We start from the raw sequence: 19464 nt of genomic DNA, 5'->3' as shown, positions 1-19464 counted from the left end.
TTTTTTAACATTACCATTTGCCATCTGTTTATATTGAAAACCAATTGAAATGAGAGTAAGGTTTATTTTAATCACATTAGGTTTACTTTACGCCAGCACCCTGTTTGCTCAAAACAGCACCGATGCTTTTACCATTAGCAGCAACACCAACAAAACTGGGATGCTTGTGCTAAGCGGATGGGCTTTGACAAATTTTGTATACGGAGGTTACGGGTGGGCAAAACACAACGATAGTCGCAAGTATTTTGGGCAAATGAATGTGATGTGGAATGTTGTAAATGCTGGTATTGCCGGATTTGCTCTATATCAGCATTTCACCACTGACTTTTCAATACTATCGAGCCAAGAGATGCTTAGCAAGCATAGCCAAACTATGAATTTATACCTGATTAATGCTGGGCTCGATGTTCTTTATGCTGCTGGTGGTTGGTACATGATTCGAGCCTCACTAAAAAATGAGAAATACTCTGATTTGCTCAAAGGGTATGGCCAATCAGTAATTCTTCAAGCCTCTTTTCTCTTCACCTTTGATTTGGCTATGTATTTTATTCAGCTGAACAACTCATCGAACTTTAATATTCCCTTGCAATCATTTGCTTTAGGGGTAAATGGAATATCATTTACCATTGCATTTTAATAAACTTTAGAGCATACAAAAAGAGAATTTCTCACCACTCATACTTCACCCCTGTTAGCTCTTCGGAAAAATCCCAAAGCCTTACAGCATCATCAGTACGATAGGAGTTCTTACTCGATTTTATTACAACCGGGGAGCCAGAAAGTTGCATAAAACCAGATGGCCCGAAGAACTGCCCACCTTTAACCATTGGATCAACGGCGGCTCTAAGTTGAGGTAATGCACCAGCTGCAGCACTGGGTAAAATCCTCTCGATTAACGGCCTAAACAATTTGATAAATACATTACTCTCCATATACCTACCAAGGTTGGTATGCGAAGCACCTGGATGAGCCGCAAGCGAGAGACAGTTTATGCTGTGGGAATCGAAATTTCGTTGCAGCTGGTATGCAAAGAGCAGGTTGGCCAGCTTTGAACGAGCATATGCACGAAACCGATTGTACGACTCTTCTCTCTCGCACAGGTTATTACCAAAACTAATGTTCCATTGCTTATGGGCGAGGCTACTCACGGTTACAACACGCGAGTTGGGTGTGGCTTTCAGCAGCTCGAGGAGGTGGCCTGTTAGCGCAAAATGGCCTAAGTGGTTAGTTCCCATTTGGCTCTCGAACCCATCAGCGGTTAGTGCATAAGGGCTTATCATAATCCCTGCATTGTTTATAAGGATATCTAGCCTTGCGTATATCGACTTAACCTCACGGGCAAAGCGTTGTACCGACTCGAGATTCATTAAATCGATATGCAAAACTTTAATAGTTCCGCTAGGCACTAGTTGTAGTATAATTTCTTTTGCTACCTCACCCCTTTCAACCGATCGGCAGGCGATAATCACCTCTGCCCCATTTGAAGCCAGCGCTTTGGCCGTCTCGAAACCCAACCCGCTATTGCCACCCGTTACTACTGCTACCTTTCCATTTAGGTTGGGAATATTCTTAGCTGTCCATATAGTCTTTTGCATTGTAATCAAATTTTAATGCAAAAATACAAGACTATACTAAACAGCAAAATAAAAGGGGTTGGACTCATTTAGCCAACCCCTTGAGTGTATATAAAGGAAAACTACTCGTACTTAAGCGCCAGCACAGGGTTTGCCCGAGAAGCCTTCCAGGCTTGATACGATACGGTTGCAATGGCTATTGCAACACTTACAGCACCAGCGATAACGAAAACCCAAGGACTTACATCAATCCTATAAGCATATCCTCTGAGCCAGCTCTCTACAGCGTAGTATGCAAGTATCCATCCAGCAAAATTGGCAACAATTACCCACTTAATAAAATCCCAAACCATTAGTAGCACAACACGCCACTCGGTTGCACCTAAAGTTTTTCGGATACCTATCTCCTTAAAGCGCTGCTCGGCCATATAGGTTGCAAGTCCAAATAGCCCCAAGCAGGAAATTAGTATTGCCAAAAAGCTAAAGTATGAGAAGATTTTCATCATCCGCATCTCGGCACGGTACATTCGATCAAAAGACTGGTCGAAAAAGCTATATCGAAACATCTCTTGAGGATATATATCATTCCAAACCGCCTCAACACTTTCCATTGTAGACACAATGCTCTCGGGCTTTATCCTGATGCTCACCATATTTTGCCAAGGTACTGCCATAAACATAATTAGTGGCTCAACCTTATTCTTTAAACTTTGGAAATTGAAATTCTCCACCACCCCAATCACCTCGAAAGAATACCCCCAGAGCTCAATAGTTTTTCCTACAGGAGTATCGAACCCCATAATTCGAGCAGTTTCCTGATTAATCACCATTGCTAACGAATCGGACGCAAGCTCTGGATCCCACGTTCGGCCTTCAACAATCTTCATCCCATACACATCAATAAAATCGTAATGAACCAGTATGTTCGAGAAAAGAACCGTTTCATCGGGATCCTGCCCTTCCCAGCTTGCCCCCGAAGTGCTATTCCCAATTTGATTTGGCAAGGCGTTGGAACAGGTTACAGACTCTACACCAGGCAGCTTGAGAAGTTCTTGCTTTAAGATATCGAACTTTGCGCGTCCGCCAGCATTAAACGAAGCTACTACAATATTATCCTTTTGAAAACCCAAGTTTTTATTGGTCATGTACTCCAGCTGCCGGCTAACCATTATGGTTGAAATTATAAGAGCAACCGAAAGGGTAAACTGAAATACCACGAGCACGGTTCGAAAAGTTTTGGAGCCTTTGCTCAGCTGACCCTTTAACACCTTAATAGGAATAAATGATGAAAGGTAAAATGCGGGATAGCTTCCGGACACCATGCCTGTGAATAACGCAATAAGTACAATTGCAATAACCATTACTGCAGATAACGAGCCAAGCGTTAATGCTTTACCCGACAAATCGTTAAAACTCGGAAGAAGTGCAGCAACTAAAACAATCGCAAAGGCCAGCGACAATATGGTTAATAAAATTGATTCGCCTAGAAATTGCCCCACTAGCTGCAGCTTATTCCCTCCAGCTACCTTGCGCAACCCAACCTCCTTGGCTCGTTGTGCTGATCGAGCGGTGGTAAGGTTCATAAAGTTTATGCAGGCAATGAGTAGGACTAGAACAGCGATTACAGAAAAAATGCGCACGTTGGCGATGGCACCTGTTCCCCATATGTTGTGCAGGTAGCTTCGCTTTAAGGGTTCGAGGTAAAGAGTAACATTGCTTTGGCCATTATCGGCAACCACATTGGCTATTTGCTCCTCAATGGCTTTATCATCTTGCTCCTTGCCAATCTGTAAGTAGGTGAAAAAGCTATTGCTTTGCCAACCTAAGTTCACACCTTCCCAGAACTTGGCTACATTATCGTCAAATGTAATAACGTATGAGAATCTTAGGTGCGTATTCTCAGGCCTATCAATTACACCCGTAACTGTGTACTCTAAATCTCTATTGATGTTGATGCTTTTACCCAACGGGTCGTCATGGCCAAAAATCATACTAGCTATCTCGGTTGTAATAACAATGGAGTTAGGCGATGATAAAGCCGTTTGAGGATTACCCAACACAAAATCGAAGGTAAACAGCTCAAAAGCCTCCGGGTCGGCAAAGTAACCATCGGGGATGTACCACTGCTTATCGTCTATTGATATTAGGGAGCGCTGCCAAATGGGAGAAAATCTTGCAACTCGCTTTATGCTTGGGAACTGCTCTTTAAGCTCAGGTGCTAGCTGTGCTGGGGTGTTATACACCAATAAATCGTCGGTGCCAGAGTAGGCCTGATGCTCGTACACACGATATATTTCGTTTATATTGTTATGAAACCTATCGTAGTTTACCTCGTCGGTTACCCAGAATAGGATTAGAATTGATGCAGCCATGCCTGTGGCCAGCCCAATTATATTGATTAGGGAGAATCCCATATTCCGTTTAAGTGAACGAAATGCTACCAGTAAGTAATTTCTCAACATAGCTTTAAGGTGTTAGTTTGGCAATTATAATAAGCGCATTTTCATAACAAAACCATTTTCAACTATTCGTATTTTAAGGAATCGACAGGATTTGCACTTGCTGCTTTCCACGAGTGGTATGCAACAGTAGTAAATGCTATGGCTACGCTCATCAATAATGCTGCAATAAAAAACAAAGCGCTAATTGAAGTTTTGTAGGGAAAACTCTGCAACCAACTCGACATGGCGTAATAGGCTATAGGCCATGCTATAACATTGGAAACAAAAACCAGAATGGCAAATTCACGCCCCATAATTCCAATAATTCTCAGGGTTGAAGCCCCCAACACCTTGCGAATACCCATCTCCTTAACCCTAGCTTGCAACATAAAAGCCGAAAGACCATACAATCCCATACAGCCTATAAAAATTGCAATCAGCGCAAAATACCCAAACATCTGCCCCATCCGCTTTTCGCTCCGGTATGACTCCTCAAACGATTCATTTAAAAAAGAGTACTCGAATGGTTCATCAACTGCATACTCATCCCAAACCGAGTTTAGCTGCTTTATGGTTTCTCTAAGGTTATCGGTATCAATTTTAACATTATAGGTGTTGTAATCCCTATCCCTAAAGTGCAACCCCAATGGCCCAATTCCCGAATGTAACGAGTTAAAGTTAAAATCTTTGACTATACCAATCACTTCGGTTTCCCAGAAACCTCCCGAAAGCATCTTAGTACCTGCCTTCTCAATACCAATATGCTTGGCCATGGTTTCGTTCACAATAATTTTCTCTTTTACATCCGATGGCCTGTCCCATTCGAAATTTCGTCCATCCACAAGCTCCAAGCCCATAACCTCTATAAAATCTGGATCGATAGGCATATATGAGAAGTTGTGCGTTTCACCATACTCATCCCTGTAGCTCTCTTGCCAACCAATACTACCCATCTTTGAATTGGAACGAGAAATTCCCCTAACTGATGAAATGCTTTGCACCTTCTCTTTTAGCACATCGTAGCTAAATGTAGTATTTCTGGGAATTCTTAGGTTGATTATCTGATCCTTATCGAAGCCCAAGTCGTAGTTGGTAAAGTATCGCAGCTGGCTAAATATTATAAGGGTTGATATAATAAGCAGAACGGATACGGTGAACTGAAAAACAATCAATACTTTGCGAAACGAGCTGCCCTTAGCACCATCCGACACCTTGCCCTTTAGAACTTTTGTTGGAGAGAATGAGCTAAGATATAGAGATGGGTATAACCCAGATATTGTTCCCAGCAGAATACCTCCCGCCAAAATTACCACTATAGCCTTTGGGCTAATCAAAAGAGTGGTAGACAGCTCGCGTTCGATAAGGGTTCCAAAAACAGGGCTCGCTAATTCTACAAGAGCAATACCTATAATAAGCGCAAATAGAGTTAACAGAATTGACTCCCCAAGAAACTGTAGAACAATGCTTAGCCTACCTCCACCAACAACCTTACGCACACCAATCTCCTTAGAGCGGGTTGAAGCCCTTGCCGTACTTAGGTTGATATAGTTAACACAGGCTAGGAATAGGATCATAATAGCAACCACAATCATTACCCCAATAAACTTAGGATTTCCGTGACGTACCTTTCCCTCAAACTGTAGGGCTCCATTAAAATAAATATCCTCAATTGGCCGTAGCGCAAGGTCAAATGGTAATTCTGACTTAGATTGCTCCTCTATATACTTGGTTATTCTATCAACTACCAAATCTGTTTGATCTGCAGATGCCAGCTTTAGGTAAGTTGGATTATTCATATTGTAAAACAACATTTTATCCAAATCCTTCCACCCATAAAGGGTTGGTAGAATATCGAAAGAAAGAAGGGCGTTGAAGGGAATGTGGAAATATATGGGATCCTCAATTACAGCAGTAACAGTGAGGTTATAGTTATCATAGATTGTAATATTTTTCCCTATTGGATTTTCATCCCCAAAAAGCCTTTTGGCCTCACTCTGTGTTAGCACCAAATCGTAGGTGTCGGTAAGCGGATTCTCAGAATTACCTAAAACTATATTAAAGCCAAAATCCACTGGAAATGATTTGGTGACAGGCATATACTCAGTGATCCTAATCGACTCATCACCAACCTTCACCATCAGGTTTTGCATAAATTGAGGTTGCGTTGAATATGCCTCCTCCACTTCGGGACAGATTGCCTTTACCTTCTGCCCTAGACCTGGGCCAAGCAAAGCCCATTCACCAGCCTCAAGCCTAAATATGCGATCCTTGTCATTAATAAACTTATCAACCTTAAACTCTTGAATAACGAAAAGAAATATTAGCATAAAAACTCCAACACCAAGACCTAAACCCAACAGATTAATGAATGAGGTACCTTTGGTTCGGATTAAGCTACGAATGGCAGTGGTGAAATAGTTTTTAATCATTATTGGATATATTTTAGATTTTCAATAGCATATCCACATCTATGCCATATTACACATCAATTTAGTTTATAGGTTTTTAGGTTTTAAAAACGAGTTCCTTAGGTGTTCATATCCGTTACGGTTGGTGTTCGCTATCGAACACCAAGATAAAAAAAGGGCATCAAATTTTGAATGCCCTTGGTAAGATCGGTAAAGTTAATACAGCTAATTCCTTCTCTCTACCTTAAAGAGTATAAGCTTGGTAAGTAGTATTGTAAAGATTAGCAAATAAGACCAAAGTGTATCTGTTTTTGCTTGCTGTTGCACCAAAGCCTTTGAAGTAAGGTTTCCTTCAAAAAATGCAGGTTCCGGTAGGTTCCTATAATGCCATTTGCCAACTATTGTTCCCTCATGAAGCAAGATCAGCCCTGGGTTTGCGCGAACCGTTGTTTTAAGCATAATTTCATCGGCCTGTAGAAAAGGGAAAGCAACGCCAGTTGTACTAATAAACCTATCGATATCATCGGCGGTGGAAGCGGTGAGGCAAAAGAAGTTTATACGCTCCTCCTTGGCTTTAAAATACAGCTCGTTAAGCTTTGAGAATGCCTGCGTGTTGGCATCGTTTAGCCTATAGGCCACGGCCAGCATGGTGTAACCGGGGCTATGCAAAACGCTATCGGTTAAATCCCATCCATACAAATCGGTTAGCATAAAATTGTTGATGGGCGGCTCGTACCCTTTCTCAACCAGTATCGACTTGCTATCGACAAATACCCAGGTGGTATCCTGCCAAGGGAAATTTTCCTGTGTAAACTCTTTCACCTCGCCATCGCGCTCGTAGTACAATATGGTTTTGTACACATCGGTAGGTGCATCCTCTGGGAACTGCATCCCTTCCGGAATATTGGCGCCAATGCTATAGGGCCTAAAGTCGATAAGGGGTAAATTTCTGTATCCGTGTATTGAAGGCATAAAAGAAAGCACTAGCAGCAGTAGAGCAATGGCAAGCTCGTAGGGAAATGGCAATAATTGCTTTAAACCCTTACGTTGGTAAACCAAAAAAATTGATGCGGCAAGTAGAGGAACGTTTTTGAAAAAGGTTTCCCAGTTGGTAAGTATAATGGCATCGCCAAAGCAACCACAATCGGAAACGGGGTTATAAATGGCCAGGATCAATGTGAGAGGAGTGAATACAGCCATGAAGAGCATTGCGCCCCATGACGCCAGGTGCATTCGTATGTTAAATAGTAATAGCAACCCTATAACCAGCTCTGCAGCACACAGCACAAAGGATAATGGGAGGGCAAAGGGCATAAGGAAATCGAAACCAAAGGCCATAAAATAATCGCCAAACTTGTATGCCGATCCTAAGGGATCGACTCCCTTAACGAAACCTGAAAAGATAAAAGTAATGGCCAGTAAGTAGCGTGATATCCAGATTAAAAACCGTAATAACATAACATTAACAAATTAAAAATTACCAATTGCTGAAACAATCTTAGCAAAAATCTCATCCTTATTACCCATTTTACCCTGCTCGTTGGCACAAGGGATTACAACAAACGAGTCGTCGTATTGGGGTTGTTTCAAATACACCTGCCTCACCCTCTCCTGAAAGCTTAAATCCTCCTCATGAATATCTACGCTCCCTTTCAGGTACTCCCTATCGGCACCTGTACGCTGATTCTGGAGTCGTGAGACGGTGAAGTCGAAGGGTACATCTAGAAAGATATTTAGCGTGGGCTTGGGTATTCCAAAGTATGCGAACTCCAGCTCATAAATCCAATCCCTAAGGCGTTTCTGCTCATCAGCATTTGAAAGTTTTGCACACTGAAAGGCAATATTGGAGTACACATACCTATCGAGTAGAATGGTTTTACCCTTACTGAGCCAACCTTGTAAAATGGAAGCGGCATCCCTCCTATCGCCAGCATAAAGCATGGCCACTACATACGGATCCACCTCATCGAGTTTGCCCAGCTCGCCACGTAAAAATCTTCCAATTAGCTCGCCAAAGAAAGGCGAATCGGTTCGCGGAAAATGGAGTGCTTCGCACGAAACCCCCTGCGCATTAAACCTTTGGGCAAGCATCTGAAGTTGCGTAGACTTGCCTGCACCATCAAGCCCTTCAATCACAATAAAGCTCATATATACCTACTGATTAATAACAAAACCACAAAGTTATACTTTTCGCTAAAACTTGGGATGATTTTTTACAGGCAAAACTCCAAAGCAGGTGTTTATTAAAATCCTTTAACAATGCAGCAGGCAAGTTGCAAATCTTTTGTAATTTAGCAACCCAAAGCAAAACCAGTAACCCTATGGATATAGCCCCAACCTTTTTCCAGAGCAAGAGCACACTAGCCTGCAACGGTAAGCTGTTAGATCTTACCACGCCTGTGGTAATGGGTATAATAAACATTACAAGCGATTCGTTCTATCACGGAAGTCAGTTCAGGCTTAAAAGGCGCATATACAAAAGGGCCAAGGAAATCATTCAGCAAGGTGGTGCGGTAATAGATATTGGGGCATGCTCCACTCGCCCAGGTGCCAAGCTAGTAACAGAGGATGAGGAGCTAAAAAGGCTAAGCAAAGCCGCTGCCGTAATTCGCAAGCATTTCCCTGAGGCAATACTCTCCGTTGATACATTCAGAGCCTCGGTAGCACGCCGTATGGTCACAGATTTTTCGGCCAGCATTATTAATGATATTTCAGCAGGTGAAATGGATAAGATGATGTTTGAAACGGTGGCTGATCTAGGTGTTCCATACATAGCAATGCATATGCAGGGTACGCCAGAGACTATGCAGGTAAACCCTACCTACGAGAATTTAATTAAAGATGTATTCAAATATTTTGCAACAAAAACCGAGGAGCTCGGTAGGCTTGGTGTAAAGGATATCATAATTGATCCGGGTTTTGGTTTTGGCAAAACCATAGAGCACAACTATACGCTATTGAACAATTTGGATGCCTTTAGAATTTTCAACCTTCCGATCCTAGTAGGGGTGTCGCGCAAATCGATGATATACAAACCCCTTGAGGCAAAACCCACCACCTCGCTCAACGGAACATCGGTGCTAAACACCATTGCGCTGCTAAAGGGCGCAAAAATACTAAGGGTTCATGATGTGAAGGAGGCCGTTGAAGCTATTAAACTAACAGAACTTTGTATAAACCAACCCATTGGGGATTAGATATTTCGCTTTATGGATCTTACGTTAGTGCCCCTATTCATATCAATCCGAATACTCGATATTATCGACATACTTCTGGTTGCACTCCTTTTTTACCAGATATATATGCTGATAAGGGGAACCGTTGCCATCAATATCTTTTTAGGAATATTCACCCTATACATATTTTGGCTAGTGGTTAAGGCCCTAAATATGGAGCTGCTAAGCAGTATCCTAGGGCAAATTATTGGGGTTGGGGTAATTGCTCTGATAATTGTATTTCAACAGGAAATCCGCCGGTTCTTGCTACTTCTAGGAACACGTTACTTCTCAAAAAACAGATTCTCCATTGAAAAAATGTTGATGATGAAGGGCGACAAGTATGATACACCCGTTAATATTGAGGCCATAGTAAGAGCTTGCCGCAATATGGCCGAGACTAAAATTGGTGCCTTAATTGTTGTTACTCAAAAATCTAACCTTCAACTATATGCCGAAACAGGAGATATCATAAATGCCGAGACATCGAGTAGGCTGATCGAAAACATCTTCTTTAAGAACAGCCCCCTGCACGATGGGGCAATGATTATTAAAAACAACCTTATTTATGCCGTAAGGTGTATTCTTCCCCTTACCGAAAAAACTAACCTCTCGGCCACCTATGGGCTAAGGCACCGAGCCGCATTGGGTATTAGCGAAATTACCGATGCATTGGTAATTGTGGTGTCGGAAGAGACAGGCAAGATTTCATTTATATTTGAGGGCGTAATAACCGAGAACATAAGCGTAGTTAAGCTTAGGGAGATACTTGAAGAAAATTTGATAAGTAAAAGCTAGATAAAAGCCTAAACGATTACAGATTCAATCAGATAGATAAAAGCCCCCACCAAAATATCAAATTAAGTTTTACAGCACAATTTGCTGATAACCTGAGGCAGTAAAGCATTTGGACTCTTTATTAACAAAAAATTGTCTCAACGACATTTGGGTTGGTATGCAATTTGCTAAGATGCATTTTTGAAAATTGGGCGCAAGCCTATGCTCAACATTTTAATAAATCACACGAAAAATATAACCAAGCAAATAGCTACAATTATTACCTTATGAAAAGATTTATACCCTTAGCATTACTGATTCTCCTCGCAATTAAGTTACATTCAGCCGAAGTGGTAACGCAAACCATCAGAGGTACAGTGCTCGATAAGCAAACCCGCGTGTCGTTACCAGGAGCCAATGTTATTCTGGTAAACTCCGATCCATTACAAGGAGTTTCAGCCAATGAGCATGGGAATTTTCGACTCGAAAATGTAGAAGTGGGCCGAGTAAGCCTGCTAATTAAGTTCCTTGGCTACCATGATGTAATGCTAAATAACCTAAACCTACAGGCAGGGAAAGAGCTGGTGATTAACGTTTATATGGAGGAGATGGTGATGGGAGTGGATGAGGTTGTGATAACCCGAACCATTGACAAAACCACATCGATTAACCAGATGGCCACCGTTAGCGCACGTGGATTTACTGTTGAGGAAACCGAACGATACGCCGGTAGCCGAAACGACCCAGCCCGAATGGCTGCCAACTTTGCCGGTGTGGTAGGGGTTGACGATTCGCGTAACGATATCATCATCAGAGGCAATTCACCCATGGGCCTACTTTGGCGACTCGAGGGGGTTGATATCCCAAGCCCTAACCACTGGGGTATGTCGGGTAGTACTGGTGGCCCCGTGAGCATGCTCAACAATACTCTGCTAGAACACTCCGATTTTTACACAGGGGCATTCCCTGCCGAATTTGGCAATGCTACCTCAGGTGTTTTCGACCTAAGAATGCGGAACGGCAACAACGAGCAATTCGAGTTCCTTGGGCAAGTAGGGTTTAATGGCTTCGAGGTTGGAGCCGAAGGACCTATTTCGCGCGTCAAAGGCTCATCATTCCTTGTGAATTATCGATACTCAACCATGGGGGTATTTGATAAGCTGGGTATGGACTTTGGTACTGTGGGAGTACCACAGTATCAGGATTTATCATTTAAGATAAACTTACCCAATACTCCATTAGGGCACATATCGATGTTTGGCCTTGGCGGCCTAAGCCATATTGAGATCTGGGACAGCCGTAAGGACACCACCAAGGAGCAGTTAAATTACTATGGTGGCGAAGGTTTCGACATAACTTCAGGTACAAACATGGGCGTGGTGGGTGTTACATCGCACTATACATTTACATCAAACACCTACCTTAGGGTAACGCTATCCGCTATGGGACAGAATGCCACAAACCGTATGGATACCTTAAGCACTAACTTGGAACAGTTCAAATTTTACAATTCAAGCTTTATCGATAACCGTATTACTGCGTCTGCAATAGTAAACCACCGTGTTAACAGCAGCCACACCATCAAGGGTGGGTTGTCATCGAAGTTACTTGCCAGCAACTTTTGGGATGAGGTATGGTATAGGCAGCATGATGAGTATCGGAGTCAGATAGATTTTCAGGGAAATACTTGGCTCCACAATCCGTTTATTCAATGGCAATACCGTCCAAACGATAGGCTTACCTTTAACACGGGGGTTACTTACAACTTTTTTGCTTTCAACAAAAGCCACTCCATTGAACCCCGCGTAGGCATCAGGTATGGGATATTGCCCAACCATTCCATTAGCTTTGGATACGGATTGCACAGCCAAATATCGCCCCTATTCATTTACTTCCTCCAAGAGCCCCATAGCGATGGCGCAAATGTAAGCACCAACCTCGATCTTGGGCTATCAAAAAGCCATCAGCTGGTGCTAGGTTACAACTACCGGATAAACAAGTTCACTCACATTAAGCTAGAAACTTACTATCAGCATCTTTTCAATATCCCTGTTGATAAGGTGGGCAGCAACTCCTTCTCCATTCTGAATAACGGTGCTAGCTTCGAATTCAGCATGCCATCGTACTACCTTACAAACGAAGGCACTGGCGCTAACTATGGGGTTGAACTTACCGTTGAGCGCTTCCTAAATAAAGGCCTTTACTACCTCTTTACAGCATCGCTATTCGACTCGAAGTACACCGGTAGCGACAAAAAAACCTACAACACGGCATTTAACAACAATTACGTGCTAAATGGTTTATTCGGTAAGGAGTTTATACTGAGCAAGAACAAGCCCAATGTGAGAAACTCATTGGCTGTAGATATCAAAGGAATGCTTGCAGGAGGAAAACGTGCCACACCATGGGAACCTGTATACAATGATGAAACACAGAAATGGGAGCAGAAATGGGATTACGACAAAGCATTTAGCGAAAAGCTAAACGACTACGTTAAAGTTGATTTCAAAATTTCATTCCGATCGAACAAACGTGGGATAACACAGGAATGGGGATTAGAGATAACCAACCTTTTAAACTACAAGAACATTCAAGGGGAAAGATTCAACGACGTTACTGGTGAGGCTGAATATATATACCAAACCAGCATGATGGCCATACCACAGTGGCGAATAATATTTTAAAAGCTTGTCAATATGACTAAATTACTGGATCGACTCTAAGGGGTTAGTTAGAAATATAGATGATAAAAAAAAGCCTTTGAATACAACCAAAGGCTTTTTTTATTATGTTTAGATGCTTTATAATGAAACAGAAAACAGTACTGATACAATCGAAGAGTAAGCATTAATATGAAAAGAGTATATTTATTGTTCATAGTTTTGTCTCTTATTCCCTTCGGGTTACTTGCCCAGCTTTCCATAACAATTAAAATATACGAATTGCGAAACAACAATGGCCAAGTTCATCTGGAACTTAGTAATGAAAACGAAGCACAAATTAGTGCAGCAACTAAGGATATTACGGGCAATAAAACTGTAATCGTTATTGAAGGACTAGAACCGGGTAAATATGCCTTTAAGTTTATTCATGATGAGAACAATAACAACAAGTTGGACACAAACTGGCTAGGGATTCCTAAGGAAGGATTTGGCTTTTCGAACAACCCAAGTATGACCTTTGGCCCACCATCTTTTGAGAAAACCATATTCGAACTTAACGAATCTATGACAATAAAGTGCAAGCCCAAATACTTTTAAAATTATGAATTATCAGGATCATCTAACTGCTAATGAACCCGAAAGGGTTACCCTAAATATTGACACAATCAAGGAGTTGTGGACGCAGACATACAATCGGGAGGGCAAGCCCGACTGGTCGCATATTTTTCCCTACTACCATAAGGATATCGTTTTTCAGGATACCATTCAGCGAATTGAGGGGCTAGAAAACTTTATTGCCATGTGCAACCGCCTCACCAAGCGCACCCAGCAGCTGAAAATGGAAATTTTGGCCATAACACAAAACGAAAACGTGATAATGTTCGACTGGGTAATGACCATGATGTTTAAGAAGTATCCCAATACTCCAATGTATGGCGCAACTAAGTTGGTGCTTAGCGAGGATGGACTAATTAAGGAGCAGCGCGACTACTACGATTTATGGGGTGATATTTTTAATAATATCCCCCGTTTTGGCAAGATGTACCGCAGGTTCCTAATCAAAAAATTTGGATAGTGGCTTTTATGAGAAATAAAACGAAACAATACATCCGCGAGTACAAGTGGTCTAACGTATTTGCAATGATTAGGAATAATCTTAAGGATCCCAAAGTATGCCCCGATGACTTTGCCGGCAGACTGGTTGTTATTACAGGAGCCACGTCGGGAATTGGCCGGGTTACGGCACTAAAATTCGCCTCAAAAGGGGCAAATCTGCTTTGCATTAACCGAAATCCTGAAAAATCAGAAAACCTTCGCCGTGAGATTGAGAGTGAGTTTGGCGTAAAGTGCGATTATAAAATTGCCGATTTAAGTAGTTTAAAAGATATTTTTCGTGTTTCCAATGAGCTTGCGCAATTGAAAATGCCCATCGATGTGATAATTCACAATGCTGGGGTTTACCTTACCAAACGGGAGCTAACGCCAGAAGGGCATGATAAGGTTTTTGTGGTTCACTACCTTTCATCGTTCATTATGAATTATCTTTTAAAGGATAAATTGAAAACGCAAAATCAGGCTCGCATTATTATGGTTGGCTCCGAGGGGCATCGCTTTGCCGCTTGGGGCCTTAGGCTCGACGATTTAAACTGGGAAAAACGCAGCTACTCCGGTCTTAAAAGCTACGGCTCTGCCAAAACGGCTCAGCTACTCTCAATGCTAGTCTTTGATGAACACCTAAAGAATACAGGAGTAACAATAAATACAATGCACCCCGGTGCAGTAAAAACGGAAACGGGACAGGAGAATGGACCGGTTTATAAATGGTTTAAACGAAATTTTTTCGATAAAACATTAAAATCTCCCAATATTTCAGCGGAGGCTTTATACTATTTGGGGGTTTCAAAAGAGATGGATAATGTGAGCGGAAAATTCTTTAACCTAACCACCGAAGAAGAACCCGCGCCACCTGCATTGGATAGAGAGGTAGCTCCTATGCTATGGAATGAAACTTTGAAAATAACTGGATTAGATAAATTGACTTGGTAATTTGTATTTGCTTTTTTAAGTATCACATTTTATGTCTATGTCAGATAACTCATACGATACCATAGTAGTCGGTGGAGGAATTGCCGGTTTAACAGCAACAACCTACTTGGCCCGTGAGGGACAAAATGTTCTTCTTATTGAAAAAAATCGGGAACTGGGTGGGCTTGTAAACTCTTTTACCCGTAACGGATTTCATTTCGATGCTGGGGTTAGAGCGCTGGAGGATGCTGGGATAATCTTCCCCATGCTTAAGGATTTAAACATTGAACTTGAAGTGGTAAAAAGCCCCGTTTCACTTGGTGTTGAGAATAAAATACTAAACATCAAGAATATCGATAGTTTAAAAGATTACAAGCAGCTACTAAAAAAATTCTATCCCGAGAGTGAGAAGGAGATTGATGAGGTGGTTAAAACCATCCGCAAGATAATGAAGTACATGGATGTGCTTTACGGAATTGAGAATCCGCTATTCAAGGATTTAAAGCGCGACACATCCTTTATCTTCAAAAAACTCCTTCCGTGGATGCCACGCTTCCTATTTACCGTAGGTAAAATTAACCGGATGCAAGTTCCTGTGGAGGATTACCTAAATTCAGTGGTAAAAAATCCATCGCTTAGGGATATTATCGCCCAGCATTTCTTCAAGAATACGCCCACATTCTTTGCCTTAAGCTACTTTTCGCTCTATCTCGATTATTTCTACCCCAAGGGTGGTGTTGGCAAACTTGCTGATGCATTATATGGTAAGATAATTGAGTTTGGTGGTGAGATTAAAACCGCAACATCGGTTACTGCAATCTCCCCCGACAATAAAACAGTTGTGGATGAAAAAGGTAACACTTACAATTATAAGAACCTAATTTGGGCTGCCGACCTAAAAACGCTTTATAGAATTGCTGAAACTGAAAAGCTATCGGAAGAGATAAAATCCAATTTCGAAGAAAGGAAGGCGAAAATTCTTAGCAGCAAGGGTGGCGAATCGGTATTTACGCTATTCCTTCAGGTTGATGAACCACTTGAAACCTTTGGCAAGATTGCCAATGGGCACTTCTTCTACACCCCATCGCGACAGGGTTTGGGCGAAACGCATCGGAAAGAACTTTACGAATTACTAGACAATTTCTCAAATGTAAGTAAGCAGCAAATTCTCGATTGGCTCAATAAATTCATAACCCTTAACACCTTCGAGATATCAATTCCAGGACTTCGTGATAAGGAGTTAGCCCCCCCCGGTAAAACGGGAATGATTATCAGTTTCCTTGCCGATTATGAACTATTTAAAAAGATAAATGAGGCGGGATGGCTCGAAGAGTTCAATTCCGGGATTGAGGAACTTGTTTTAAAGGTAATTTCTGAGTCGGTTTTCCCAATGCTAAAGGATAAGGTGATAGGTCGCTTTTCATTTTCGCCCCTAAGCTACCACAACCGTACTGCCAGCTCCGAAGGAGCAATTGTTGGCTGGGAGTTTCAGAAAGATATGCCCGTGATAAATAAAATTCAAATTGCAGATCGTTCGGTTTACACTCCTTTGCCAGATGTTTATCAAGCCGGACAATGGGCTTACAGTCCTGCGGGTGTTCCTATGTCGATACTAACTGGGAAAATTGCTGCAAATAAGATTCTCAAATCAAAAAAATAGAGAGATGAAGTACGATGCAGTAGTTGTTGGTGGCGGAATAGCAGGGCTAACTGCTGCTGCGTATATCGCCAAATCGGGCAAATCGGTAGTACTTTTCGAGCGACAGCCAAAGGTTGGAGGTTTGGTGCAAACCTTTCAGCGCAACAACGTCTATTTCGATTCGGGATTACGTTCAATCGAAAATTCTGGCATTGTTTTTCCCATGCTGAGGCAACTGGGAATCGACATCGAATTCCAAAAAGTCACCATTTCGGTTGGCATAGAGGATAAGGTAATCAAGGTTATCGATAAAAACAGCATTGCCGAGTATGAAGCATTTCTAAAATCTTTTTATCCAGATAGTGCCAGTGATATTTCAGCCATTATCAAGGAGATAAAAAAGATAATGGGCTATATGGATGTTCTTTACGGCATCGATAACCCCGCCCTAATGGATTTTGCCAAGAATAAAAAGTACCTATTCGGCGAACTGCTTCCCTGGCTATTCCGCTTCCTATTCACAATGCGAAAAATTAATAAGCTTTACGAACCAGTTGAGGATTACTTAGCAAGGCTTACAAATAATCAGGCGCTAATTGATATCATTGCGCAGCACTTCTTTAAAAACACGCCAATATCGTTTGCCCTAAGCTACTTTAGCCTTTACCTGGACTACCATTACCCAAAAGGCGGAACTGGAATAGTAGGTGATAGGGTGGCCAATTTTGTTACCGAAAGGGGAGGTGTTATAAATACAGGAATTTCAGTTACCAACATAAACCCTGAAGAAAAATATATAATGGACAGTAAGGGGAATCGCATTGAATATTCCAATTTGATTTGGGCCAGCGACTTAAAGCAGCTTTACAATGTTATACCAATTGAAAAATTAGAAAACAAGGAGTTAATAAAAAGAATTGACCAAAAAAGAGCCGAACTTAATCCCCTAAAAGGTGGCGATTCGGTTTTTACAGTTTATCTAACTGTGAATGAGAGGAAGGAGTATTTCGAAAATATTTGTACGGGACATTTCTTCTACACTCCCGATAAACGTGGGTTGTCATCAGTATCAAAAAAAGATATTGATGAGTTTATTAGTTCAAAAAAAATCCAAACAGATAATATTGAACTGAAAAATAAGGTAAAGGATTATCTACAAGAGTATTTCAGATTTAATACTTTTGAAATTGCCATTCCCGTTCTGCGCGATCCAACTTTGGCTCCCGAAGGTAAGGTTGGCCTTGAGGTAAGCCTATTTCTAGATTATAAGTTAGATAAGCGGATTGAGGAGTTTGGCTGGAAAGATGAGATAAGGGATTTTATGGAAATCCTTACGATTGAAATTTTGAACGATACCATTTATCCGGGCATAAAGGATAAAGTGGCGAACCGGTTTTCATCATCGCCATCAACATTTGAGAGGCTTACGGGTAACTCCCACGGAGCCCTTACGGGCTGGGCATTCACCAATCCATTTGTGCCGGCAGTCAATCAAATGCTTAAGGTAAACAATTCCGTTAAAACCATATTGCCAAATGTTTTTCAGGCTGGTCAGTGGACCTACAGCCCATCAGGCTTTCCAATGTCAATTGTAACTGGCAAACTTGCTGCCGATAGGGTAATCAAAAGCAAATCTAAATGAGCGGAAAGGAATATTATCACGCAGTTCCGCCAAGCCTTGAATCAAGGTTTATTCAATTTTTCATGGGGTTGTTTGGTATGAAGCGGGCAATGGAAAGAAAAATTCTAAGCAATGGTTACAGCAAAACTCCTGCAAGCATTCCTAAATCAATGCTAAAAAAATTTAATGTTAATGAAGAGGGATATAATGGAAGAACGGTTTGGACAATATCACCAAAAAATAGCGAAAGCGATACCATAATACTTTATCTTCACGGTGGGGCATACTATGCGAACATAACCCCAATGCATTGGCAACTAATTAATAAGCTGCTGGATAGCTCAAATGCAACATTTGTTGTTCCCGATTACCCATTGGCTCCCGAATCAACCTGTATCGATACATACCATTTTCTTGATGCGGTTTACGCAAAACTAACTGCCAACTATTCCTCAAAGAAAGTAGTTTTTATGGGCGATTCGGCAGGTGGAGGGCTTGCCTTGGGCTTTGCCCAAAAAATTAGAAACGAAGGCCTAAAGCGGCCCGAGCAACTAACCCTGCTTTCGCCATGGCTCGATGCTTCAATGTCGAATCCTGAGATTGTTAAGTATGATAAGCTCGACAAAATTTTAAGCATAAAGGCATTGAAAATAGCAGGGAAAAAATATGCAGGCAGCTTAGATGTTACAGACTTCAGGGTAAGCCCAATACATGGGGATTTTTCCAATCTAGGAAAGATATCTATATTTACAGGCACTAGCGACGTTCTTATTGCAGATGCACGAAAGCTAAAACAAATACTTGAAATCCAAAATATCAACTTTAACTATTTTGAGTATTCTGGAATGTTTCACGACTGGGTTGTGGTAACAAGTCTCAGGGAGACAAAAGATGTGTTGAAAAGAATAAACGAACTATTCGTCCATAAATAGAGGAAGCGTTACATTAGTATTACATTGCTTGCTAAGCATAGTCAAATCAATGGAAATAATTGATCTCGTGCCTAAGCTAGAACTCGATGAATTTGTTAGTAGTTAACAAAGCGCTAGTTTTAAGGCTCGACTATTAAAAAATATAATACGCAAATTGCCAATAACCAGA

General features: G+C 41.6%; 15 protein-coding genes. 10 read left to right on the top strand and 5 right to left on the bottom strand.

What is annotated here, in order from left to right:
• Positions 1-49: 49 nt before the first annotated feature.
• Positions 50-637 (top strand): DUF6992 family protein, encoded by a 588-nt coding sequence (locus tag G8O23_RS03640; protein WP_166361869.1) that lies wholly within the window; start codon positions 50-52, stop codon positions 635-637.
• A 31-nt stretch (positions 638-668) separates the two neighbouring features.
• On the opposite strand, the gene G8O23_RS03635 is transcribed toward G8O23_RS03640, so the two are convergent.
• The 5 genes from G8O23_RS03635 to tmk all read right to left on the bottom strand — a co-directional run bounded on the left by G8O23_RS03635 (position 669) and on the right by tmk (position 8571).
• On the bottom strand, positions 669-1595 hold the full coding sequence (locus tag G8O23_RS03635) for an oxidoreductase (RefSeq protein ID WP_166361867.1): 927 nt from the start codon (positions 1593-1595) through the stop codon (positions 669-671).
• A 101-nt stretch (positions 1596-1696) separates the two neighbouring features.
• On the bottom strand, positions 1697-4036 hold the full coding sequence (locus tag G8O23_RS03630; RefSeq protein ID WP_166361865.1) for an ABC transporter permease: 2340 nt from the start codon (positions 4034-4036) through the stop codon (positions 1697-1699).
• A 62-nt stretch (positions 4037-4098) separates the two neighbouring features.
• The gene (locus G8O23_RS03625; RefSeq protein ID WP_166361863.1) at positions 4099-6444 is read right to left on the bottom strand and encodes an FtsX-like permease family protein; all 2346 of its coding nucleotides are present in this window, start codon (positions 6442-6444) and stop codon (positions 4099-4101) included.
• A 204-nt stretch (positions 6445-6648) separates the two neighbouring features.
• Positions 6649-7881, bottom strand: a complete 1233-nt coding sequence (locus tag G8O23_RS03620) for a BT_3928 family protein (protein ID WP_166361861.1) — start codon at positions 7879-7881, stop codon at positions 6649-6651.
• Between the two features lie 12 nt (positions 7882-7893).
• Positions 7894-8571 (bottom strand): dTMP kinase, encoded by a 678-nt coding sequence (tmk, locus tag G8O23_RS03615; RefSeq protein WP_166361859.1) that lies wholly within the window; start codon positions 8569-8571, stop codon positions 7894-7896.
• 173 nt (positions 8572-8744) lie between these two features.
• Here tmk and folP point away from each other — a divergent pair, with 173 nt between their 5' ends.
• From folP to G8O23_RS03570, 9 genes are all read left to right on the top strand, one after another.
• Positions 8745-9620, top strand: coding sequence for a dihydropteroate synthase (folP, locus tag G8O23_RS03610; protein ID WP_166361857.1), 876 nt, complete (start codon positions 8745-8747; stop codon positions 9618-9620).
• A gap of 12 nt (positions 9621-9632) precedes the next feature.
• Positions 9633-10436: a diadenylate cyclase CdaA gene (cdaA, locus tag G8O23_RS03605; RefSeq protein WP_166361855.1), complete on the top strand. Its 804-nt coding sequence runs from the start codon at positions 9633-9635 to the stop codon at positions 10434-10436.
• A 266-nt stretch (positions 10437-10702) separates the two neighbouring features.
• Positions 10703-13099, top strand: coding sequence for a TonB-dependent receptor (locus tag G8O23_RS03600; protein WP_166361853.1), 2397 nt, complete (start codon positions 10703-10705; stop codon positions 13097-13099).
• 168 nt (positions 13100-13267) lie between these two features.
• Complete coding sequence (locus G8O23_RS03595; RefSeq protein ID WP_166361851.1) at positions 13268-13675, top strand: DUF2141 domain-containing protein; 408 nt, start codon at positions 13268-13270, stop codon at positions 13673-13675.
• Between the two features lie 4 nt (positions 13676-13679).
• The gene (locus tag G8O23_RS03590; RefSeq protein WP_166361849.1) at positions 13680-14153 is read left to right on the top strand and encodes a nuclear transport factor 2 family protein; all 474 of its coding nucleotides are present in this window, start codon (positions 13680-13682) and stop codon (positions 14151-14153) included.
• An 8-nt stretch (positions 14154-14161) separates the two neighbouring features.
• On the top strand, positions 14162-15124 hold the full coding sequence (locus G8O23_RS03585) for an SDR family NAD(P)-dependent oxidoreductase (protein ID WP_166361847.1): 963 nt from the start codon (positions 14162-14164) through the stop codon (positions 15122-15124).
• Between the two features lie 37 nt (positions 15125-15161).
• A complete protein-coding gene (locus G8O23_RS03580) occupies positions 15162-16763 on the top strand; it encodes a phytoene desaturase family protein (RefSeq protein WP_166361845.1) in 1602 nt (533 codons plus the stop codon).
• Positions 16764-16767: 4 nt separating this feature from the next.
• The gene (locus G8O23_RS03575; protein WP_166361843.1) at positions 16768-18384 is read left to right on the top strand and encodes a phytoene desaturase family protein; all 1617 of its coding nucleotides are present in this window, start codon (positions 16768-16770) and stop codon (positions 18382-18384) included.
• Complete coding sequence (locus G8O23_RS03570; RefSeq protein ID WP_219932396.1) at positions 18381-19295, top strand: alpha/beta hydrolase fold domain-containing protein; 915 nt, start codon at positions 18381-18383, stop codon at positions 19293-19295. Before G8O23_RS03575 ends, G8O23_RS03570 begins: the two co-directional genes overlap by 4 nt.
• Positions 19296-19464: the final 169 nt, after the last annotated feature.

The sequence above is a fragment of the Perlabentimonas gracilis genome, from assembly GCF_011174675.1.
GTDB lineage: Bacteria > Bacteroidota > Bacteroidia > Bacteroidales > Tenuifilaceae > Perlabentimonas > Perlabentimonas gracilis.
Note: the sequence above shows the minus strand (reverse complement) of the source record. Positions and strands in the feature narration are given on the sequence as shown.